15 protein-coding genes are annotated in these 22,893 nt (G+C 34.0%); 6 read left to right on the top strand and 9 right to left on the bottom strand.

What is annotated here, in order from left to right; genetic code table 11:
• Window positions 1–182: 182 nt before the first annotated feature.
• From ACNO7W_RS06305 to ACNO7W_RS06295, 3 genes are all read right to left on the bottom strand, one after another.
• The gene (locus tag ACNO7W_RS06305; RefSeq protein ID WP_417937443.1) at window positions 183–635 is read right to left on the bottom strand and encodes a UPF0158 family protein; all 453 of its coding nucleotides are present in this window, start codon (window positions 633–635) and stop codon (window positions 183–185) included.
• Window positions 636–808: 173 nt separating this feature from the next.
• Entirely contained in the window at window positions 809–1,192 is a 384-nt protein-coding gene (locus tag ACNO7W_RS06300) for a transposase (protein ID WP_417937447.1), read from the bottom strand.
• Window positions 1,193–1,385: 193 nt separating this feature from the next.
• Window positions 1,386–1,877: a helix-turn-helix domain-containing protein gene (locus ACNO7W_RS06295; protein WP_417937442.1), complete on the bottom strand. Its 492-nt coding sequence runs from the start codon at window positions 1,875–1,877 to the stop codon at window positions 1,386–1,388.
• A gap of 295 nt (window positions 1,878–2,172) precedes the next feature.
• Here ACNO7W_RS06295 and ACNO7W_RS06290 point away from each other — a divergent pair, with 295 nt between their 5' ends.
• From ACNO7W_RS06290 to ACNO7W_RS06280, 3 genes are all read left to right on the top strand, one after another.
• Window positions 2,173–6,258, top strand: a complete 4,086-nt coding sequence (locus ACNO7W_RS06290) for a gliding motility-associated C-terminal domain-containing protein (RefSeq protein ID WP_417937441.1) — start codon at window positions 2,173–2,175, stop codon at window positions 6,256–6,258.
• A gap of 66 nt (window positions 6,259–6,324) precedes the next feature.
• Entirely contained in the window at window positions 6,325–7,242 is a 918-nt protein-coding gene (locus ACNO7W_RS06285; RefSeq protein ID WP_143388476.1) for a type IX secretion system membrane protein PorP/SprF, read from the top strand.
• 18 nt (window positions 7,243–7,260) lie between these two features.
• On the top strand, window positions 7,261–9,129 hold the full coding sequence (locus tag ACNO7W_RS06280; protein ID WP_417937440.1) for an OmpA family protein: 1,869 nt from the start codon (window positions 7,261–7,263) through the stop codon (window positions 9,127–9,129).
• Between the two features lie 90 nt (window positions 9,130–9,219).
• On the opposite strand, the gene ACNO7W_RS06275 is transcribed toward ACNO7W_RS06280, so the two are convergent.
• Complete coding sequence (locus tag ACNO7W_RS06275) at window positions 9,220–9,801, bottom strand: tRNA-(ms[2]io[6]A)-hydroxylase (RefSeq protein ID WP_143388478.1); 582 nt, start codon at window positions 9,799–9,801, stop codon at window positions 9,220–9,222.
• 110 nt (window positions 9,802–9,911) lie between these two features.
• Here ACNO7W_RS06275 and ACNO7W_RS06270 point away from each other — a divergent pair, with 110 nt between their 5' ends.
• Window positions 9,912–11,153, top strand: a complete 1,242-nt coding sequence (locus ACNO7W_RS06270; RefSeq protein ID WP_417937439.1) for a glycosyltransferase family 4 protein — start codon at window positions 9,912–9,914, stop codon at window positions 11,151–11,153.
• 55 nt (window positions 11,154–11,208) lie between these two features.
• Here ACNO7W_RS06270 and ACNO7W_RS06265 read toward each other — a convergent pair whose 3' ends face one another.
• From ACNO7W_RS06265 to porU, 5 genes are all read right to left on the bottom strand, one after another.
• A complete protein-coding gene (locus ACNO7W_RS06265) occupies window positions 11,209–12,855 on the bottom strand; it encodes a 2-oxo acid dehydrogenase subunit E2 (RefSeq protein WP_417937438.1) in 1,647 nt (548 codons plus the stop codon).
• Window positions 12,856–12,862: 7 nt separating this feature from the next.
• Complete coding sequence (gene pdhA / locus ACNO7W_RS06260; protein WP_417937437.1) at window positions 12,863–13,861, bottom strand: pyruvate dehydrogenase (acetyl-transferring) E1 component subunit alpha; 999 nt, start codon at window positions 13,859–13,861, stop codon at window positions 12,863–12,865.
• A gap of 145 nt (window positions 13,862–14,006) precedes the next feature.
• Window positions 14,007–14,489 carry a cytidine deaminase gene (cdd, locus tag ACNO7W_RS06255; protein ID WP_417937436.1) on the bottom strand — a complete coding sequence of 161 codons (483 nt, stop codon included), beginning with the start codon at window positions 14,487–14,489 and terminating at the stop codon, window positions 14,007–14,009.
• A 79-nt stretch (window positions 14,490–14,568) separates the two neighbouring features.
• Window positions 14,569–15,738 (bottom strand): type IX secretion system outer membrane channel protein PorV, encoded by a 1,170-nt coding sequence (gene porV, locus ACNO7W_RS06250; RefSeq protein ID WP_417937435.1) that lies wholly within the window; start codon window positions 15,736–15,738, stop codon window positions 14,569–14,571.
• 38 nt (window positions 15,739–15,776) lie between these two features.
• Complete coding sequence (gene porU, locus ACNO7W_RS06245; RefSeq protein ID WP_417937434.1) at window positions 15,777–19,607, bottom strand: type IX secretion system sortase PorU; 3,831 nt, start codon at window positions 19,605–19,607, stop codon at window positions 15,777–15,779.
• 212 nt (window positions 19,608–19,819) lie between these two features.
• Between porU and gldJ the strand changes: the two genes are divergently transcribed.
• Both gldJ and ACNO7W_RS06235 read left to right on the top strand, forming a co-directional pair.
• Window positions 19,820–21,505 carry a gliding motility lipoprotein GldJ gene (gene gldJ, locus ACNO7W_RS06240; RefSeq protein ID WP_417937433.1) on the top strand — a complete coding sequence of 562 codons (1,686 nt, stop codon included), beginning with the start codon at window positions 19,820–19,822 and terminating at the stop codon, window positions 21,503–21,505.
• Between the two features lie 62 nt (window positions 21,506–21,567).
• On the top strand, window positions 21,568–22,851 hold the full coding sequence (locus ACNO7W_RS06235; protein WP_417937432.1) for a UDP-N-acetylmuramoyl-tripeptide--D-alanyl-D-alanine ligase: 1,284 nt from the start codon (window positions 21,568–21,570) through the stop codon (window positions 22,849–22,851).
• The last annotated feature ends 42 nt before the right edge of the window (window positions 22,852–22,893 follow it).

Here is a 22,893-nt window from a genome sequence, read left to right as displayed (position 1 = left end):
AATTTCAATCCGTTGGCTGAAGCCAACGGCAATTGAGAGACTAACAACAAAGTGCGAGGACTTGTAATCGAAAGTCAGACCTGCCTTTTCGTAAAGTTCAGTCTCTACTACTTTTGACTGTTTGTATCACTAGGATCTCGGTTTTTCTCATTATTGGTTATGACTTGTAAATAAATCACAAATTATTTCCCCTCTTTTTCTTCAATTTGTTCCTCTACCCATTCTTGTAATTTTAGATTTTTGAAAGCAAACCATTCTTCTCTATAATCCGAATTATCAATGGTGAATTTAAATTCATGGAAGGGTTTGTTTCGTTCTAAAGCTTGGAAAAGTTTGGATTTTAAATCCAATTTGTTGGGTAGTTGATCCGCAAAAGCTTCCATTACTCTAAAAGAATAGTTTGAATTGGGTTTTTCGATTAATACTATATCTTCAAGATTATTTTTGATTGAATCAAAATCTTCTTGCAACCATTGATTGCCAATATCTGATTCGTCTGAATCATCGTCTAGCAGATATCCTAATTCCTCTGGCAGAAAAAGTATTTCATTGGTTTTTCTATTCCAATAGCAGTTGAGTCCACAGTCTAAATTTTCTGCAATTTCTTTTATTTGGGATTTATCTAAATGTGTCATATTGATTTATTCTTTATGGAGGTAAATTTCCATTTCTCTTGTTACGGCTATTTCATTTTATTCAAAATTTCCCTCATTGCGGGACGTTTTTTATATTCAATGCGAATCAAGAGTTAAAATATTAAGTTTATAAAGGCAGCTGCTATCTTTCCAAATAGATGTACTAATGCCATTTAAACTTTAAAAACACTGGAAAAGGCTCTTGTATAAAAATCATACCCTGTAATCGATTTTATCAAGTCTCCCTCTAGGTTATTTATTAGGTCATCCATTTTGCTTTCAAGAATTTCCAATGTATCAAACAGCTTCATCGCTATTTTGTCTTTCATCCATTGCCAAACCTTTTCTGCGGGGTTCAATTCAGGACAATAAGGCGGAATCGGCATTAATACTATGTTTTCCGGCAAAATTATATCTTTCGTTGAGTGAAATCCCGCATTGTCTATCACTATAATTTTAAGTTCTTCAGGCTTATGCTTGCTAAAGTCTTCCAAATATTTAATGAACAATTCTTTACAAACACCTGTTGTTGTCATACAAAAACTTTCTCCCGTAATAGGAGAAAAACTTCCCTATAGCCACTTGTATTTGAAGCTGTGCATATATTTCCCAATTGGTTTTATACCTCTTGCAGAAACTACTCGTTTCTGCTTAGTTATTAGACCAAAACGGCTTTCATCTTGAAAGTACAGATTAACAGAAGTGACACTGTTTTTATTTAGACCTAATCTAATTTGTTTTAAGGAAAATCTAAGGTTTTTTAAAAAGCTCCTCAGCTTTTTCATCCTTTTTGTGATGTGATTTCCTAGCCACTTTTAGTTTAGACTTATATTTACGTTTACAATGAGAGTATAAAGCTCCATATGCTATTTTCTCACCTAACTCTTTCTCTATAATTAACTGAAGTTCAAGATAAGACGTTATAGTTGTCTCTACGTCTAGGATTTTTTTAGCGATAAGTTCTAAAGCTTTATCCGAAATTGTTCTGGTATTATTACCTCCGCTACTTACTTTAAGAAGAGATGAAAGTCCAGACTGACTATATTCTTGTATCCATTCTCGCACGGTTTTCTCAGTCCTGCCTAATTTTTTAGCTATATCACTTTGGAAATGATATTTTCCCTCCTTAATATAAATCAAAACTTTTAAGCGGTCTTTTTTAAGTTCCCCTTTTGCTTTGATGTGCTCATTTCTCAGAAATTCTAAGCTTTCAGTTATCTCTATTTTTATCTTTTTTGGCATACGCCAAATTTACAAATTATCACAGTAAATTCAAAGACAAAATGGTATTATTTACAACTTTGGTTTTATTAAGTAACAGGAACGATATATCGTCGTATTTTATAGGGTCAAACCCTCAATGACTATGTAGTTTGCCTCTAAAAACATATACGACATTATTTTAATCAAATTACTTATTATATGAAGATTGTTAATTATTTATTAATTTATTATTTGCTTAACCAAAATAAAGCTATACTTTTATTATTCTTTATTAAGTCTGGGAATCAATATTATTAACTACAAAATTTATTCTATGAAAAATAAATTACTTTTGTTTTTATTGCTTCATCTATTATTGGGTCATAAATTAATTGCAGGAAATTTTGTGGATATTTTAAAAGTTCCTAAAATGAATTTGGAGTTGTTAATAAGGAATAATATTACTGATACAATAAAAAAGCATAAAAAGACATCAAGACTTGCGAGGTCTATAGCTATTTTACCTCCTCCATCAACAACCGCAGGCAGTTCTTGCGGGGATGGTATTAATCCTGTACAGGTTAATGTTTATGCATATGGTGCTAATGGCTCTGATATTATTCAGTGGTTTTCAAGTCAAACATCAATTTCTCCAATATTTACTGGTTCTGTTTTCAGTCCTAGCATAAGTACTACTAAAACGTATTATGTTCAAAGTAAATCGGGTAATGACATTAGTATCCGTATTCCTGTCGTTGCATCAGTTTATTTAGCGCCACCAGCGGTTACTTTAATAGCCACACCAGCAAATGATGTAACTAACCCGCTATGTTTAGGTACGTCAGTTACCTTTACTGCTGCAGGTGGAGCCGATTTATTTGAATTTTCGGTTGATGGTGTTGTGCAACAAGCCATGTCTGTTAGTAAAACTTATACAACGAATGCCCTGACAAACGGTCAGACAGTAAGTGTACGTACAAGGTATGCTGTAAGTCTTGATGGTGCAATTAGCGAATCTGCTTGGGGAACTGCGGCAATGGAAGATAACTTTCTTTCAGCCCCCTTATCAGGAAATGCTACAACGGGATATATAAACTCTTTAAAGATAAGTCCTATAGAAGATAAGTTGGTTTTTGGTATCGCTGGAAAATTACTTAATTATAGAAAGGTTTTGTTATTTCTTGATACAAAACCTGGGGGATTCAATGTTTCAAATTATGGGGACGAAATAGGTTCTCTTCCCGCAGTAAATGGATTTAATTTTTTCAACAATAATCCTAGTATATTTGATTCCTATTTTCAAGCAGATTATTGTCTTACTATCTCGACCGATGTTGGAGAGACAGACTATTATGCTGATGTTATTGAATTGAAAACGGGAAACTCTATTAAAACCTCTTTGGGGAGTGCGGCTACTGGATCTCCTTCTGCTGTTATGGGAATCAATAAAAACAATATAGGAATCAGTGATTACAATCTAGGTTTTGAAATAGAAGTTTTAAAATCTCTTATTGGTTACACAACGGGTGATATTAAATTTTTTGCATTGACTATGCAGGACAACGATATCAGTAATTATAATGTTACCAATTCCTTTTTAAGTCCAGAAAGAAGCAGCGGTTTAGATTACGGTAGTGGTGCTATTGATTATAATTTAAAAGACCCAAATCCAGTCGTGGTTGCTGCATCGGCATTAACTCCTTGTTATTCACAAGCTAATATTACAATGGACTTTGTTTCTATTCCAACTATGGTGAGTGTGGTTCAACCAACATGCGCATTACAATCAGGAGCGATTACAATTGCTACGCAAAGTGGTGTGGAATACAGTGTTAATGGCACAATCTACCAAGCTTCAAATTCATTTACAGGCTTAGCCCCTAATGATTATACGTTGTATGTTAGAAAAATAGCGGATAACTCCTGTGTTACTTTATCATCAACAGCCATAACAATAAACTCGATTCCAACTCCACCAGTTGATCCAACAGCTTCAAGTGTGGTTCAACCAACATGTGCAATACCTTCAGGAACTATCACGATTGCTGCACAAAGTGGTGTGGAATATAGTGTTAATGGCACAATTTACCAAACTTCGAATACATTTACTGGATTAGCCCCTAATAATTATACGTTATATGTCAGAAATATAGCAGATAACACCTGTACCTCTTCATCATCGACAGCCATAACAATAAACGCGATTCCAACGGCACCAGTTGTTCCAATCATGGCTAGTGTAGTGCAACCAACATGTGCAATCCCTTCAGGAACTATCACGATTGCCATACAAAGTGGTGTGGAATACAGTGTTAATGGCACAATTTACCAAGCTTCAAATACATTTGCAGGATTAGCTCCCAATAGTTATACGTTATATGTTAGAAACACAGCCAATATTACATGTGTTACTTCATCATCATCTGCGATAACAATAAATACTATTCCAAATCAACCAGCAGTTCCAACCACTACAAGTGTGGTTCAACCAACATGCACATTGCAATCAGGAACGATTGCGATTGCTACACAAAGTGGTGTGGAATACAGTGTCAATGGCACAATTTACCAAGCTTCAAATACATTTACTGGATTAGCTCCCGATAATTATACGTTGTATGTTAGAAACATAGCGGATAACTCCTGTGTTATTTTATCATCGACAGCCATAACAATAAACGCGATTCCAACGGCACCAGTTATTCCAACCATGGCTAGTGTAATACAACCAACATGTGCAATACCTTCAGGAACTATAACGATTGCTGTACAAAGTGGTGTGGAATACAGTGTTAATGGCACAATTTACCAAACTTCAAATGCATTTACAGGATTAGCTCCTAATAATTATATATTGTATGTTAGAAACATTGCAGATAACACCTGCGTCACTTCATCATCGGCAGCCATAACAATAAATGCGATTCCAACGGCACCAGTTGTTCCAACAGCGACTAGTGTAATCCAGCCTACATGCGGAACCCCATCGGGAAGCATTGTTATTACTACACAATCTGGAGTTGAATACAGTTTGAATGGAACAACCTATCAGTCATCGAATACCTTTACAGTATTAGCAAGGGCAGATTATACATTGTATGTAAGAAATATTGCTGACAATACATGTATTACTCCATCGGCATCAACCATAACGATTAATGCGATACCAAATCCACCTATTACTCCAACAGCGACTAGTGTAATCCAGCCTACATGCGGAATCCCATCGGGAAGCATTGTTATTACCACACAATCTGGAGTTGAATACAGTTTGAATGGAACAACCTATCAGTCATCGAATACTTTTACAGGATTAGCAACATCAGATTACACATTGTATATAAGAAATATTGCTGACAATACATGTATTACTCTATCGGCCTCAGCGATAACAATTAATCCAATACCGACTCCACCTATTATTCCAACAATGGTGAGTGCGGATCAGCCAACATGTGCTGTGCCATCCGGAACCATCGTAGTAGCTGCACAATCTGGTGTGGAGTATAGTTTGAATGGCACAACGTATCAAACTTCAAATACATTTTCTGGCTTAGCTCCAAATAATTATATCTTATACGTAAGAAATATAGCTGACAATACTTGTTCGGCGCAAAGTGTTGCAAGTGTAACAATCGATCCACTTCCTCCATTGCCGTCAATACCAACTTTGGCACAAATTACACAGCCAACTTGTCTACAACCTATGGGTAGAATTCAGATTACTGCACAAGCGAATGTTCAATATAGTTTAGGAAATGGATATCAAGATAATCCAGAGTTTTTAAATTTAGCTCCTGGAAAATATACAATGAGTGTGCGATTTACAAATAGTATTGCGTGTATTAGTACTGGTTCTCAAATAACCATTAATCCTATTCCTCCAGAAATTCAATTCGAAATCTCAGGAGACTGTGAGTCTAGAGATTATGTTTTAACAGTTATTCCAATAGCATCCTCGTATGATTCCAGCAATGTTGATTATCAATGGAAAGATAGTACAGGTGCTCCTGTTGGGACAAACTCTAATGTTTTAAATGTATCCGATGTGATTGCATCTACCCCAGGGGAGGAGGTATTTCCTATTAAGTATAGCTTAACTGTAAAATCGATTGCTACAGGTTGTGAAACAACAGATAATGTTACAATTGAATCTATTTATTGTAATATACAAAAAGGAATATCTCCTGATGGTAACGGATCAAATGACTATTTTGATTTAAGATTAATGGATGTAAAAAACTTGGAGATATTTGACAGATATGGTATTAAAGTTTATAGTCAGACTAATTATACAGATCAATGGAAGGGTCAGTCCGACAAAGGAGATGAACTTCCGAGTGCAACCTATTATTATGTTATAGAATTCAATAACGGACAAACAAAAACAGGTTGGATCTATCTAATCAGAGAAAAATAATAGATTAATGTATTTATGCAGGGCTTCAATAATTATGGGTCTGCAAAATAAATAAAATAAATAGATATGAATAAAATATTTTTGACTTCTCTTTTAGTTCTTATTGCCTATATGGATATGAAGGCGCAACAAGATCCACATTATACGCAATACATGTATAATATGAATGTTATAAATCCAGCTTACGCAGGATCCAAAGAGAGTATTTCTTTTGGTCTCTTGTACAGAAAGCAATGGGTGAATATTCAAGATGCACCAACCTCTTTTACTTTTTCTGGTCATACTCCAACAGGTAATAATGTAGGTCTGGGTTTGTCCTTTATTTCAGATAAAATAGGGCCAGTCACAGAACAAAATGTATATGGAGATTTTTCATACACATTAAAATTAAATGATACACATAGGCTAGCATTGGGTTTAAAAGCCGGTGTGTCATTTCATAAGGTAGGGCTTAGGGATATTCAATCTAGTTTGCCGGATCCTTCAGAAGGAATTTTTGGAGAAGATATAAATGATTCATCATTAAATATGGGAGTAGGGGCTTTTTACTATACAGATAAATATTATGTTTCCTTATCAGTACCCAACATGCTAAAATCAGCGCATTTAGATTATAATGGAAGAGAATATGGTTCAGATGTATCCCACTATTTTTTAACAGCAGGATATGTATTTGATATCAATTATGAATTGAAATTCAAACCCTCCTTTATGTTGAAATCAGCATTTAATGTTTCTCCTTCTTTAGATGTTTCCGCAAACTTTTTGTATATGGAAAAATTCGAATTGGGTGCAACCTATAGATTAGAAGACAGTTTCGGAGCAATGATGAATTTTGCAATAACACCTGAATTGAGAATAGGTTATGCTTATGACCATGTTGTTTCAGATTTGAAAGTAACAGCGCCATCTTCCCATGAATTCATATTATTATATGATTTATTTGTTCCAAAAAAAGTTTCTCGTTCCCCAAGATTTTTCTAATATTTAATTTTATAATTAATGAAAAAATATACTATACTATTGTTTTTTGTTCTTGCTAGTATTTCGCTATCAGCACAAAATAAAGATACTAAGAATGCAGATAAATTATTTGACAGTTACGAATATGTTCAAGCTGTTAAGGAATATTTGTCTTTAGTTGAAAAAGGAAAAGCAGATACTTATGCGTATAAACAACTTGGAGACAGTTATTATAACATGTATAATACTATTGAATCCGAAAAATGGTATGCACAAGCTGTAAAATCTAAACAAGATGGAGAAACGTATTATCGATATGCTCAGATGCTTAAATCTAACGGTAAATATGCAGAATCTAATGTGCAAATGAAAGTATTTTCGGCTATGTTGCCTAATGATGAAAGAGCTAAGGGATTCAATGAAAATCCTGATTATCTTTCCAAACTAGTAAAAAAAGAAAAACTATTTGGCTTAAAAAAAATAAATGTTAATTCTGAAAAATCTGATTTTGGAGCAATACTTTATGATAATGTACTCTATTTTGCAAGTGCAAGAAATGAAAATGGTAAAATTTATGGATGGAATAATGAACCTTTTTTGGATCTTTATCAATCGGACTATAGAGAGGAGGACGGAACTTATTCTGAGTCAACTCCTATTTCAGAATTAAATACAGTTTTCCATGAAGGTCCTTTGACGATGACTAAAGATGGAAATACAATTTACTTTTCCAGTGAAAGTTTTAATGGTAAATTATTCGAAAAAGATAAAGCCAAAAAATTAAAATACGGTCAGGTAAGTTTGTACAAAGCTGTTAAAGAAAACGGAAAATGGACTGCAATTACGCCGCTTCCATTCAATAGTAAAAATTATTCTACTGGAAATCCATCCATTGATAAAGATGGAAAGTTTCTTTATTTTGCCTCAAATATGCCCGGTTCAATTGGAGGAACTGACCTATGGAAAGTAGCCGTAAATTCAGACGGAACTTTTGGTACTCCAGAAAACTTAGGCAGTAAAATAAATACATCAGGAGATGAGAATTTTCCTTACGTAACTGATGATGCTGTTTTATATTTTTCTTCGAATGGTCTGACGGGATTTGGCGGTTTAGATGTTTTTTCTATAGATTTAAATAAAAACGATTTGCCGAATAACATTGGAAATCCAGTTAATGCAGAAAAAGATGATTTTGCCTTTACGTTTAACAAAGAAAAAAACATCGGGTATTTATCCAGTAACAGATCTGGGGTAGACCATATTTATAGTGCTGTTCCAGTTTGTAAAGGACAGATTCAAACGATAGTAAAAAATGCTAAAAATGGTAATATTTTAGCTGATTCTAGAGTAATTATTTTAGATGTAAAGAATAACATTTTAGATACTAAAATGTCTAATGAAAAAGGGGAAGTGTCATATGAAGTTGATTGTAAAAAACCATATGTTTTAGAAGTTCACAAAGATGGATTTGTTACTAAATTATTTCCTGTTTCTAAAATTGAAAAAGGAGTTGTGAGTATAGATGCTGCTATAGATCCGATTGAAGTTATAGTAACGGAAAAAGAAATTATATTGAATCCAATTTATTTCGAATACAATAAAAGCGATATAACTAAACAAGGAGCTGTAGAACTTGATAAATTAGTTTATGTGATGTCACAAAATGATAAACTGGTTATTTATGTTAAGTCTCATACTGATTCAAGAGGTAGCGATGAATATAATTTAAATCTTTCCGATAGAAGAACTAAGTCTACTATTCAATATATTATTTCAAAAGGAATTAATACCGATAAAATATCAGGAAAAGGTTTTGGAGAATCAGAACCAAAAGTTGCTTGTGGAGATATATGCACAGATGATGAACATGCCTTGAACAGACGTTCTGAGTTTATGATTATTAAATAAAAATCAATTAGAATTATAACAAAAAGAGGATGTCCCACTGAACATCCTCTTTTTGTTTATTGGAAAAAATTAGTTAATTTTTATAGTTCATTAACCATGAATGGTTTCATTTTTGCCATAATTGGTAATGATGGAAGTTTCAAATTCAATCCATGCTGCCCAGCGTTTATCCACATCAATATTGTCAGCATATTTTCTCGCAAAGCCCAAGAAAGTAGTATAATGTCCAGCTTCTGAAATCATAAGGTCTCTATAAAATGTTGCCAGTTCGGGATCTTTTATGTTTTCGGATAGTACTTTAAAGCGTTCGCAACTTCTGGCTTCAATCATGGCAGAAAATAACAATCGATCACAGAGTGCATCTTTTCGACTTCCGTCTTTTTTCATGAATTTGAAAAGTTCATTTACGTAATGGTCTTTTCTTTCACGTCCTAAAGTTAAACCTTTGCTTTTTATTAAATTATGAACCAATTGTAAATGGTCTAATTCTTCTTTAGCAATAATCAACATTTCGGTGACTAATTCCTCTAATTCTGAATTGTAAGTAACTAAACTTATCGCATTTGAGGCTGCTTTTTGTTCGCACCAAGCGTGATCGGTCAAAATTTCTTCGATGTTTGATTCGACTATGTTTACCCAACGTGGGTCTGTGGCTAATTTTAATCCTAACATGATTTGGAATTTATTTAATGCAAAATTAGTCTTTTCTTACTGATTTTTCTTCGAAATGATGGGATTGCCATCAAAATAGCATTATTTTGCAGGTATAACTTTATGTAAATATGAATCAAGTTCAAAAGCTTTTAATTATTGGTTTTGTTTGGCCCGAACCCAATTCATCGGCAGCAGGAGGAAGGATGATGCAATTGATTTCACTTTTCAAAGAGCAAGGTTTTAGCATTACGTTTGTGAGTCCAGCTCAAGATAGTGATTTCATGGTTGATTTAGAAAAATGCGGAGTTGATAAAAAATCAATTGAGTTAAATAATTCCAGTTTTGATGTCTTTATAAAAGAACTAAATCCAACTGTAGTTTTGTTTGATCGGTTTATGATGGAAGAACAATTTGGATGGCGTGTTGCCGAAAATTGCCCTGATGCATTACGATTGTTAGATACTGAAGATTTACATTGTTTGCGGTTAGCACGCCAGAAAGCATTCAAGGAAAAGCGTCCATTTAATACAACTGATTTGTTTCTTGAAGATGTTGCCAAACGGGAAATCGCCAGTATTTTACGCTGTGATCTTTCTTTGATGATTTCTAAATTTGAAATGGAATTATTAGAATCTGTATTTAAAATCGATAAAAATTTATTATATTATTTGCCCTTTTTATTGGAGCCAATCGATATTGTTGAGATTCACGAATTACCTTCTTTTGAAGAACGAAAAAACTTTATTTTTATCGGGAATTTTCTTCATGAACCCAATTGGAATGCAGTTCAATATTTAAAAGAAACGATTTGGGCTTTAATTAAAAAACAATTACCGGAAGCTATTTTACATATTTACGGAGCTTATCCGTCGCAAAAAGTATTACAATTACATAATAACAAAGAAGGTTTTTTAATTATGGGTCGAGCGATTGATGCACAAGACGTTGTAAAAAACTCCCGTGTTGTTTTAGCTCCTTTACGTTTTGGTGCGGGTATAAAAGGAAAATTATTGGAAGCAATGCAATGTGGTACACCAAGTGTAACAACTTTTATTGGTAGTGAATCAATGCATGATGATTTACCTTGGAATGGGTTTGTTGTTGATAGTGTTGCAGATTTTACTGATGCGGCAGTACGATTGTGTCAAGACAAAACTATTTGGCTAAAAGCCCAACAAAATGGAATAACAATTATCAATCAACGGTATTTGAAAGAATTATTCAAGGATGATTTTGCAAAAAAAGTTAAGATGCTGCAATCCGATTTACAAAAACATCGTTTGACTAACTTTATGGGAGCTATGTTGCAACATCATACGTTGAACAGTACAAAGTATATGTCACGTTGGATAGAAGCAAAGAATAAATAAAAAATCCCGTCAAGTTCTAAAACAAGACGGGATTTGTATTTTAAAGACCAAGTTATTACGCAAGCATCGTAACTGGGTTTTCTATGAATTGTTTCAAGGTTTGCAAGAACTGTGCTCCGGTTGCACCGTCAATTGTTCTGTGATCGCAAGCTAAAGATAGCATCATGGTGTTTCCTACTACAATTTGACCATTTTTCACTACCGGTTTTTCTACAATAGCACCTACTGAAAGGATTGCAGAGTTCGGTTGGTTAATGATGGAGTTGAATTCGGTGATACCAAACATTCCAAGATTAGAAACAGTAAAAGTACTTCCTTCCATTTCTGTAGGTAATAATTTTTTGTTTTTAGCTCTTCCTGCAAGATCTCTTACGTTTCCGCCAATCTGAGATAAACTCATAGCATCTGTAAATCGTAATACCGGAACCACTAGTCCGTCTTCAACAGCTACGGCAACTCCAATATTCACATGATGGTTGATGATGATAGCATCTTCTCTCCATTGAGAATTTATTTTTGGATGTTTTTTCAAAGCTAATGCGCAGGCTTTTATCACCATGTCGTTAAAAGATACTTTTGTATCTGGAACGCTGTTAATGATAGCTCTTGATTTCATTGCGTCATCCATAGTTACTTCTATTACTAAGTTGTAATGTGGCGCTGTAAATAAAGATTCTGCTAAACGTTTAGCAATGATTTTTCGCATTTGCGAATTCTTGATTTCTTCTGTAAAAACTTCTCCTGCTGGAACAAATGGTTTTGCTGCAGCAACAGTTTCTGTTTTTGCTGGTGCAGAAGTTGGAGCTGATACAATTTGCGGTGTAAAATTTTCAATATCGCTTTTTACAATACGTCCGTTTTCACCTGAACCTTTTACTTGTGTCAATTGAATTCCTTTATCACTTGCAATTTTCTTTGCTAATGGAGATGCTAAAATTCGTTGCCCGTCAGTTGATGCTTCTTGTACAATTGGTTCTGCTGTTTTTTCAGCTGGTGCTGATTTTGCTTCTTCAGTTGCAACAGGATCTTGTGGAGTTCCTCCAGTTTTATAATTTTCAGCGATACCGCTAATGTCAGTTCCTTCAGGTCCAATGATGGCCAATAGACTGTCAACAGGTGCAGTATTTCCTTCTTGAATTCCTATGTATAATAAAGTTCCTTCGTTGAAAGATTCAAATTCCATTGTTGCTTTGTCAGTTTCGATTTCAGCAAGAATGTCCCCTTCGGAAACTTTATCGCCTACTTTTTTTAACCAAGTCGCTACAGTTCCTTCCGTCATCGTATCACTCAAACGAGGCATAGTAACTACAATCACTCCTTTTGGTAAAGAAGCTGCAATTGCAGGAGTTGTAGTTGTTTCTTCTTTTTTAACTTCGGGAGCAGTTGCTGTTTCTGCAACGGCAGGTTTAGCTTCTTCAGTTGCAGGAGTTGCTTTCCCAGCTATTAAAGCTGAAACATCTTCGCCTTCATTTCCTATGATTGCCAGTAAAGAATCTACTGGTGCAGTTTCTCCTTCTGGGATACCTATATATAAAAGAGTTCCTTCATTGAAAGACTCAAATTCCATCGTTGCTTTGTCAGTTTCAATTTCTGCAAGGATATCACCTTCACTGATTTTGTCACCTACTTTTTTTAGCCAAGTCGCTACTGTTCCTTCCGTCATCGTATCGCTCAAACGAGGCATTGTTATTATTGTTGCCATAATTGGTTTATAGTTTATGAGGTAAAAATGGATAGTTTTCTTGATCGTACACTACGTCGTATAATTGTTGAATTTCAGGATAAGGGGATTCTTCTGCGAATTTTACGCATTCTTCCACTAAATCTTTTACTCTTTGATCAATCACTTCAATCTCTTCTTCAGTAGCATATTTTTGATCTTTAATTACATCTAAAACTTGTGTAATTGGATCAATTTTTTTGTATTCTTCTACTTCTTCTTTCGAACGGTATAACTGTGCATCAGACATGGAGTGTCCTCTGTAACGATATGTTTTCATTTCAAGGAAAGTTGGTCCGTCACCACGACGTGCTCTGTCAATGGCTTCTGTCATTGCTTCAGCAACTTTTACCGGATTCATTCCATCAACTGGTCCGCAAGGCATTTCATATCCTAAACCTAGTTTCCAAATATCAGTATGATTTGCAGTTCTTTCTACAGAAGTTCCCATAGCGTAACCGTTGTTTTCAACGATAAATACTACTGGAAGTTTCCATAACATAGCCATGTTAAAAGATTCGTGTAGAGAGCCTTGACGAGCGGCACCGTCACCAAAATAGGTCATAGTAACACCACCGGTTTCAAAATATTTATCTGCAAAAGCCAATCCGGCTCCCACTGGAATTTGTCCACCTACAATTCCGTGACCACCATAAAAACGGTGTTCTTTTGAGAAAATGTGCATAGAACCACCCATTCCTTTGGATGTCCCGGTAACTTTTCCCATTAGCTCAGCCATTACGCGTCTTGGATCAACACCCATTCCTATTGGTTGAACGTGATTTCTATAAGCGGTAATCATTTTGTCTTTTGTCAAGTCCATGGCGTGTAATGCACCTGCCAGAACGGCTTCTTGACCATTATATAAGTGTAGAAATCCTCTAACTTTTTGTTGTATGTATAATGCTGCAAGTTTGTCCTCAAACTTTCTCCAAAGTAGCATGTCTTCATACCACTTTAAATAAACTTCTTTTGTAACTTCTTTCATCTGAATTAATTCTTTTGCTAAAGTGTTATTGTATTATCAATTGGTACCATAACGCAAAATAGTTTCCTCCCACAAATTTGCGAATCGCAAAAATAAGACATTCCAGCTAAGAAGTAAAATTTATACGCTAGTTTTTGGCTTTTTTTTACAAGAAGTTTTTATCAAATAGGAAAGGAAGCAAGTTTTTTAGGGATGCCGATTTATAAATTGCACCTGTTTCTCCCATAAAATAGATTTCAATGGGGGTATCTTGTTTTATTTCATATTCTGCTATTGATTGTCTGCAGGAACCGCAAGGAGGAATAGGGGTAGTTGTTTTGTTTGTATCTGAAGCTGCCGTTATGGCCATTTTTAAAATTTTAGCATCAGGATAAATTGCTCCTGCTTGAAAAATAGCAACACGTTCAGCACAAAGACCGGAGGGATAAGCTGCATTTTCTTGGTTTGAACCCAATACAATCTTTCCGTTATCTAAAAGAATGGCAGTGCCTACCCGAAATTTTGAGTAGGGAGCATAAGCTTTTTTCCTAATAGCTACTGCTTGCTCCATTAAGCTGTATATGTCATTTGGCAAATCTTCAAGGGAATCAAAAACAGAGAATTGTGTTGTAATGGTAATTTTTTTCATTCTTTTTACAGGAAAAAAAATCCAAATTTCAACGATATGAAATTTGGATTTGTAGTTTATATTTAAAAATTTACTTTAACTAATATTCGTCATACTTGTCACCAAAGTTAAAAGTAAGTGAAAATCTAAGTGTATTCTCTAAAGGGTTTTTTACTTTCGATGCTGAGAATAAATAGGATACATCCACTTTTACGATATTATATTTAAATCCTGCTCCAAGCGAGAAAAATTCTCTGGCCCCTTTTTCTGGACTTTCATGAAAATACCCCAAACGCATGGCAAATGAATCTTGATATAAATATTCAGCACCTAGAGCGTAGGTAAATTCTTTCAATTCTTCACTAAAACCATCAGGAGCGTCTCCAAATGATGTAAATACGCCTGAAACCCATCCGACAGAGCGATAATTTTCATTGTTTTCTGCTCTTTCCTCTACCGTTACATCTCCGTCTCCATTTAAATCTGGGTTTTGTGGAGTTGGTACTAATAATTTATTGAATTCCAGATTTAAAGCTACTTTATTAAAATCATCAAATATAAAATCAAATCCGGTTCCTATTTTTAAATTGGCTGGTAAAAAATTGGTGCTAAGTTCTGAATTGTCATAACTTATTTTTGGGCCTAAATTTTGGATGTTAAATCCTGCTCTCCATCTTCCGTTAAATTCGGTGTAAGCTATTTCTTCTGATTGATAGAATCCAGCCACATCAACTGCAAATGAACTAGCTGGTGAAGCATCGCCATTATCGGTTGCTACTTTTAGACTGGAATGAATATAGCGTCCCGCAACTGCCATAGAGAATCTTTCACTTAATTTTTGGGAATAAGATAAGTCTAATGCAAATTCGTTTGGAGAGACAGTATTAGCGGCTTCATTAGGATCGCCTGTTTGACGCAATTCAATATCACCTAAACCAAAATATCTAAGGCTTCCCGCAAAGGCACTTCGGTCGTCAATCTTATTGTAGTAGGTTAATTGTCCCAATGAAATGTCATTTACTAAATCAGTAAGATAAGGAGTGTAGCTCACTGAAAAGCCTTGTTTGTCTATCGCAAAAGCATATTTTGCCGGGTTCCATTGTTGAGAAAAAGCATCAGCAGAAGTGGCAACTCCAATATCAGCCATACCTGCAGCTCTTGCATCTGCTGAAACTAATAAAAACGGAACTCCTGTAGTTATAACTCTATCTTGCGCCTTGGCAAGTGAAATAATAAATAAACAGATAAAAACCGACGCAATTTTTTTCATTATTGTAAGAATATTGATTAAACAAATATAGTATATTATTAAAGTATTACAAGTTTTTCAAACTTTTCAGTTTTTTTATTTGTCAAGTTTGATTTTACAGTAAGTTTATAAACATAAACACCTTTTCCTATTTTACTGCCAAAATCATCTTTACCATCCCAAGTAATTTCTTTTGATAAAAACCCTTCGGTTGAAATAATTTGATTTTTCGTCCAAACCACTTTTCCGGTTATTGTCATAACTTGAACCTGAACATCTAATGCTTCGTACGGTCTATTATGCGTAAACCAAAACTCAGTATAATTAACAAATGGGTTAGGGTAGTTCAATACGTGTGTTAATGTTAACGTTTCATCACCAACTACTATAAACTGAATCTCGGTAATTATGGGATTGTTATATACGTCCCAAGCTTTGAATGAAATAGTATGTAATCCTACCGATAAATTACGCAGCGGAAACCGAAGCGTTCCATTTGTGTAATCGTCTAATTTTGTTTGGTAATAATCATTTAAAATGTAAGGATTATTCACATCGCCATCTACTATTGCAACAATGTCATGACCAATTCCACTGGCTGTATTTATACCATTTTCATCTTCAAGAAAAGCAAGCAGGAAAGGCGATTCATTGGTTGTGCCTCCCGAAACAAAAGTTTCGTCATTCATATATAACTTAACTCTTGGACTAATATTGTCTGCAACTGCATTTTCATTAATTCCGCCCACTTTTATAGTAGTATTGTAGCCAGTTTGGTTTTCTAATATTTGATTTTTTTTTGCATAAAAACTGATTCTTCCATTGGCTAATGGAATTCTAATATCTCTTGGAACAACAAAGCTAAATTCAAATTTACCATTAGTAACTGATGCATTTCCTCTAAAAATAGTTTCGCCTAAAACATTGAAATTTATTGGTGTGCTAGTTCCATCATTATTAAATGTAGTTCTTGAAATGATTTTGTCAAAAATGGTTGTGGAGACTTCTCCATTATAATTTGTAAGCGGATTGTTGTTTTCGTCCGTAATTTCTCCGGTCAATTTAATCTTAGCTAATGATTTGAAATCATCAATAGGTTGAGAAATTGAAACGTCATTTACTTTGGTAAGACTTATTTTTGGTTTTGGTATGGCTAGCATTAATGCAGGGTCACCAATATAAAAAACTACATTAGTTGCTGAGTTTGGGTTGCTGTTTTTGGAAATTCTTAGTGCTTCCGCAATAGAAGTGTATTGGTTAGACCCAAAGGATAATAAGTTTTTAGAAAGTATGTCGTTGAAATTTTCGGCACTATATTGTCCTATTGATCGTGTTGTAGTAATCATTGCAATAGCTCCTCCCTTTGGATTCCAATAGGTATATTCGCCTGCAGTTGGTCTGGAAGGATTGTCAAAACGGGAGAACTCGCAAGTGATAGTTATGAATAATGGATATTTGTATTGATTGCTTACCTTTTGACCATCTGATTTTTCCCAAATGCGTTCGCTGGATAGTCCATCTTCTCCACCATGCCCCAAATAATTAAATACTAAAGCTCCTTTTTCGAAAGCATTAAAAAAATCTGTTCCAGCCTTAGCGTACCTAAAGCCTCCTGCTGAAGCTTCTTGAACGTAGGAATCTAATATTATTTTATTGACATTCAAAAATGGTTTCTCAGAAGCTATGACATCAGCTAAATTATTTTGTCTGGTTTGCAGACTTGCGTCAGAAGATTTATCTGAATCATCAGAAATCAAGACGAAATTATTTCTCCAACTTCCATATGATTTTAAATCATGGTATTCTATAATTTTATTGGCCATTTCATCCGCTTGTTTCGTGTCGTTTACCAGCATTCTTCCCACTGCAATATCGATTCCTCCAAAATAAGAAATAATATTTCCTTCATTAGAATCCATTAATCCATAAAAATCATCAGAAGCAAAGGAAGCTTCACCTGATGTATTGCTCCTTAAAGAATGGTAGATAGGAACAATGTTACTGTTGTTGACTATTCGGTTTTTAAAATCATAAGAGGCATCCCCAAAAAGGTTGACATATTTTATTCTTTTCTCAGGTGTTGATGCGTTTTCATAGATGTATTTGACACAATTTCTTATGGCAGAGATGTCCTGTTTTCCTGATGAGAATTCTTGGTAAATAGATTCAAGAGAAATTACTTTTACATTCAGATTAGAATTTATACGATGAAAACCGGCTAATTTCTCCCCTTGTGTAGTTAAAAAATTCGGGGCTATAATTACATAATCAACATCTTGAAACTGATTTTGAGCATTTTTAAAAAGGGTTCCTTTTAAATTCTGATTGACAATTTTTGTTTTGCTGTCTTTTAAAGGAGTAAAATAGTCTGCTGGATCAATGGCAATGTATTTTCTGAGTTCGCCCAGATTTGCTTTAAAAGTGAATGAGCTTTGGTTTGAATTTTCGATTTTGGTTACATTATACAAATCGGTTACATCCCAAACTTGAAAAATGCCATTTGCATTAGAAATGGAATAACTTACAATACCTAGACTTGAATTTGATAAATCGTATTGAAAATGAAATTGCTTTCCGTAACCTTGAAGTTTTCTTTTGGCGATAAGCCGAATATTATCTAAATATCCTTTTGAGCCCGGAACGCCATTGTTATTGTAGGTTAATTTTATTTTTACATTTTCAGAACCGTTAAAAGAGGTGTTGCTTGGTAAAAAACCAAAATTGAATTCAATGTCAGAATTGGAATTCAATGGCTGAAAAGAAATGTTCCCTATCTCCTGACCATTTGCCGCCACTTTGAAAGAAGTTGGTGTAAAAGCGGCAGAAGCAGTTGTTGTCATAATTTTTATTGGCGTTGTTGAATCGTAGTTTGGAAAATTAAACTCAAATTCCTGTTCCTGATTGATGTCAAATGATTCTCCAAACCATTGACGGCCAAGATGAGCGATATTTACAAGATCTAATTCATGGTATTGATGGTCATCAAATGTATTTAATGTTACCGAGCTGTTTCCGCTAGGCTGCGTCATTTCTGGAATTCTTTTTCCGTCATCTCCATGAACTGTTATGTAATAATAGGATTTTGTATCGTATAGATTATTGAAGGTTTGACTTTCTTCGTTCCAAATATCAAGCCCTTCGGCATAAAATAAAATAGCATCGTCATTGTCGAAAACACCATCGCTTTCTCCAATAATTTGTATGGGGTTTTCGGTTATATCTTGAGGATAGTAAATACTGTTTGATAACGGCAACATTTTACCGCCGTTGCCATAAATTTTTATTTTTTTTGGGTCGATACTACTCATGTTGAGGCCTAATTGCTGCAAAAAACTTTTAGAAATTTTATAGACGCCGGATTTTTCAATGTAAAATTGATACCAATCCCCGGAAGCTAAAATAGAATCATAAACAACGTTTGTGCTTTTATTGGATTGTGAGATTTTTGAAGAGCTACTTTTTATGTTATAAGAAAATGATTTGATTCGTTTGTATCCGAAGTCATCTTTTACAATTGGTGATAAGGAAAGAAAAGCTTGTCTGATATCTCTGGAGTTTGTAATTTTTAAGGAGGCATTCGGGGTTTTTGGTATGTTTTCCAAAGCTAATTCGCCAAGTTGAGAAGTTAGAATTGATTCGTATACAATATTCGAAATTTGTAAGTCATTTTCGTTAAAAGAAGCCGATTCTGATATGCTAAGCGTGTAGAATAGTGCTTTTTTTGAAACATCGTAATAATAGCTATTCCCAGAAAATTGTGGAACATTAATTTTGAAATCACCAAAAGATATTTCTTTCTTTTCTAACCATTCAAGGAGCATATCTCCTTTAATTTGAGCAAAAGAAACAAAAGGGATTAGGGATAAATAAACCAGAAGTATTTTTTTCATTATTTTTTTAAACGGGATAGATAGTGAATTATTATTAATAAGTAAAAATAAATCATTTAGTGTGATAGTAAATAATAAATATTATAAATTTGCGTTTTTATTGTATGATTTTCTGATAAAATTTAACTGATAAAATTTATTAAAAAAGGATGTTGCAGGTTAATGGTTAATTATTTATATTGCGGAACCTAAATTATTACCTACTAAAGAGTATGAAAGTAAACAAAATTATGACCTTACGATTGATGATATCTATGATATTGATTGTGGGTTTAGCGAGTTGTAGCAAAAAGTCTAGCTCAAAAAATGCATCGCGGGCTACTGGCTGGAATGTTGATGGTAAAAAAGCTTCAGGAGCCAAAAAGCAAATAGCTGGACCAGGTTTAGTTTTTGTTGAAGGCGGAACATTTACTATGGGTAAAGTTGAAGATGATGTTATGCATGATTGGAATAATACCCCAACACAGCAACATGTTCAGTCTTTTTATATGGACGAAACCGAAGTTACGAACTTTATGTATTTAGAATATTTGGATTATTTGAAAAAAGTGTTTCCTCCAACTGAAGAAAATTACAAAAAGATATATGAAGGTGCTTCGCCTGATACCTTGGTTTGGAGAAACAGATTGGGTTATAATGAAACAATGACCAATAATTATTTAAGACATCCGTCTTATGCAAATTATCCTGTTGTTGGGGTAAATTGGATTCAAGCGGTAGAGTTTAGCAAATGGAGAACTGACCGTGTTAATGAAGCCCTTTTAGAAAAAAATGGTTACCTTAAGAAAAATGCTAAAACTGAAGACGTAACAGCCGAAAGTTCTTTTAGTACTGAAACCTATTTGAATAGTCCAACATTAACTTATGGAGGTAATGAGGAGATTGTTTTAAAAGGAGGAAAAGGTGGTAAAAAAGCACCAAAAGCTGGAAAAGACGGTAAGGTTACGGAACAAAAAAATGTATATGCACAACGTTCTTCTGGAATTATACTTCCGGAATACAGACTTCCTACCGAAGCGGAATGGGAGTATGCAGCAGCAGCTGATGTTGGTCAAAGAGAATACAACATTTATAAAGGTCAGAAAAAATATCCTTGGTCAGGTAGTTATACTCGTTCAGGAAAAAGACAAAGCAAAGGGGATCAATTGGCCAATTTCAAACAAGGAAATGGAGATTATGGTGGGATAGCAGGTTGGTCTGATGATGGGGCTGATATTACCAATGAGGTTAAAAAATATCCTGCAAATGATTTTGGGCTATATGATATGGCTGGAAATGTAGCCGAGTGGGTACAAGATGTTTACAGACCAATTATTGATAATGAATCGAATGATTTTAATTATTTTAGAGGAAATCAATATACTAAAAATAAAATTGGAGCAGACGGTAAAGTTGAAATCGTTACAAAGGAGAACATGAAATATGACACTTTAAGTAATGGTAGAATAATTGCCAGAAACTTTCCAGGTCAGATTGCTCAAGTTCCAGTTGATGAACAAGAGACTTATTTGAGACAAAATTTTGATAAAAGTGATAATATCAATTATAGAGATGGTGATAAACAATCTACCAGATATTATAACTTCGGATCTTCTGAATCAGATGGTGAAAAAGATAAAGAGGAAAAAATCATGTACAATTCACCTAAACACAATGTTACTACAGACAGTTTAGGAAAAATGGTAAGAAAGTACGATAAATCAAATAAAAGAACCACTTTGATAAATGATGAGGTAAGAGTTTATAAAGGTGGATCTTGGAGAGATAGAGCGTATTGGTTAGATCCAGCACAAAGAAGATATTTTCCTCAAGATATGGCTACTGATTATATTGGATTCAGATGTGCCATGTCAAGAGTTGGTCCAAAAGCAGATAAGGGAAAATCAGCCAGAAATTAATTTTATAAAATAGCAATAAAAAGTCCTTTGATTAGGGCTTTTATTTTTTAAATCATTTTTAAATGGATATCAATTACATTCATAGTTTATTTTTAAAATGTAAATCGGTTTCAATAGATACTCGTAAAATTGAACCAAACTCATTGTTTGTTGCCATAAAAGGAGAACGTTTTGATGCTAATACATTTGCTAAGGAAGCATTAGAGAAAGGTGCTTCTTATGTTATCATCGATAATAGCGGGTATTTTATTGACCAAAGAACCATTTTAGTTGAAGATAGTTTAGTAGCGCTGCAAGAATTAGCAAAGTTTCATAGAGCGTATCTAAAATTGCCCATAATTGCGCTTACAGGAAGCAATGGGAAGACAACTACAAAAGAACTGATTAATGTTGTTCTTTCAAAAAAATATAATACTAAAGCAACAATTGGTAATTTAAACAACCACATCGGAGTACCATTAACTTTGCTTTCTTTTAATTCAGAAACTGAAATTGGAATTGTAGAAATGGGGGCAAATCACAAAAAAGAAATCCAATTCCTTTGTGAATTAGCAAAACCGGATTATGGTTATATAACTAATTTTGGTAAAGCCCATCTAGAAGGTTTTGGAGGGGTAGCAGGTGTTATTGAAGGGAAAAGTGAAATGTATCACTATCTTTTGGAGAATGATAAACTAGCTTTTATAAACCTAGAGGATCCAATTCAAGTTGAAAAAGCAAAAATATTAAAATCATTTTCTTTTGGAATAAATAAAGAAAATGCTAATGTGAATATAACGGCAGTAAAAGCAAATCCATTTGTAGAAATAAATTATTCTAATGGTACAATCGCTTCTCATTTAATTGGATTATACAATGCCAATAATATTAATGCGGCACTTGCTATAGGAAAATATTTTGAAGTTGAGGATAATGCCATTAAAGAGGCATTAGAGAGTTATATTCCTGAAAATAATAGGTCACAACTTTTGTCAAAAGGAACAAATCAAATTATTCTGGATGCCTATAATGCTAATCCTAGCAGCATGACGGTTGCTATTGCCAATTTTATACAATTGGACAGTCCGAATAAGATTATGATATTGGGTGATATGTTTGAATTGGGTCAGGAAAGTCAACAAGAGCATAAAGCAATAGTAACAATGCTTTTAATGGAAGAAAAAGTGACTTGTAACTTTATTGGAACAGCATTTTATGCCAATAGAGTTGACAAAGACAATTTTTATTTTTATGATACATTTGAGGCTTTTGCAAGTCGTTTAAAAGAAACAAAAATTGAAAATAGCACTGTATTGATAAAAGGCTCCAGAGGAATGGCATTAGAGCGAACTTTGGATTTCTTGTAATAGAAACTTCTGTTTTTTTAAAATTTAAAAGCCAGCATTTTA

It is taken from the genome of Flavobacterium sp. ZB4R12 (assembly GCF_048276375.1).
GTDB lineage: Bacteria > Bacteroidota > Bacteroidia > Flavobacteriales > Flavobacteriaceae > Flavobacterium > Flavobacterium gawalongense.
The sequence above is the reverse complement of the archived record's forward strand: the minus strand, read 5'-3'. Positions and strand labels throughout refer to the sequence as shown.

Bases quoted from the DNA above. Each gene is read 5' to 3' on its own strand.
- ACNO7W_RS06305 (WP_417937443.1), bottom strand. From the start codon at position 635: ATGACACATTTAGATAAATCCCAAATAAAAGAAATTGCAGAAAATTTA.
- ACNO7W_RS06295 (WP_417937442.1), bottom strand. From the start codon at position 1,877: ATGCCAAAAAAGATAAAAATAGAGATAACTGAAAGCTTAGAATTTCTG.
- ACNO7W_RS06290 (WP_417937441.1), top strand. From the start codon at position 2,173: ATGAAAAATAAATTACTTTTGTTTTTATTGCTTCATCTATTATTGGGT.
- ACNO7W_RS06285 (WP_143388476.1), top strand. From the start codon at position 6,325: ATGAATAAAATATTTTTGACTTCTCTTTTAGTTCTTATTGCCTATATG.
- ACNO7W_RS06280 (WP_417937440.1), top strand. From the start codon at position 7,261: ATGAAAAAATATACTATACTATTGTTTTTTGTTCTTGCTAGTATTTCG.
- ACNO7W_RS06275 (WP_143388478.1), bottom strand. From the start codon at position 9,801: ATGTTAGGATTAAAATTAGCCACAGACCCACGTTGGGTAAACATAGTC.
- ACNO7W_RS06270 (WP_417937439.1), top strand. From the start codon at position 9,912: ATGAATCAAGTTCAAAAGCTTTTAATTATTGGTTTTGTTTGGCCCGAA.
- ACNO7W_RS06265 (WP_417937438.1), bottom strand. From the start codon at position 12,855: ATGGCAACAATAATAACAATGCCTCGTTTGAGCGATACGATGACGGAA.
- pdhA (WP_417937437.1), bottom strand. From the start codon at position 13,861: ATGAAAGAAGTTACAAAAGAAGTTTATTTAAAGTGGTATGAAGACATG.
- cdd (WP_417937436.1), bottom strand. From the start codon at position 14,489: ATGAAAAAAATTACCATTACAACACAATTCTCTGTTTTTGATTCCCTT.
- porV (WP_417937435.1), bottom strand. From the start codon at position 15,738: ATGAAAAAAATTGCGTCGGTTTTTATCTGTTTATTTATTATTTCACTT.
- porU (WP_417937434.1), bottom strand. From the start codon at position 19,607: ATGAAAAAAATACTTCTGGTTTATTTATCCCTAATCCCTTTTGTTTCT.
- gldJ (WP_417937433.1), top strand. From the start codon at position 19,820: ATGAAAGTAAACAAAATTATGACCTTACGATTGATGATATCTATGATA.
- ACNO7W_RS06235 (WP_417937432.1), top strand. From the start codon at position 21,568: ATGGATATCAATTACATTCATAGTTTATTTTTAAAATGTAAATCGGTT.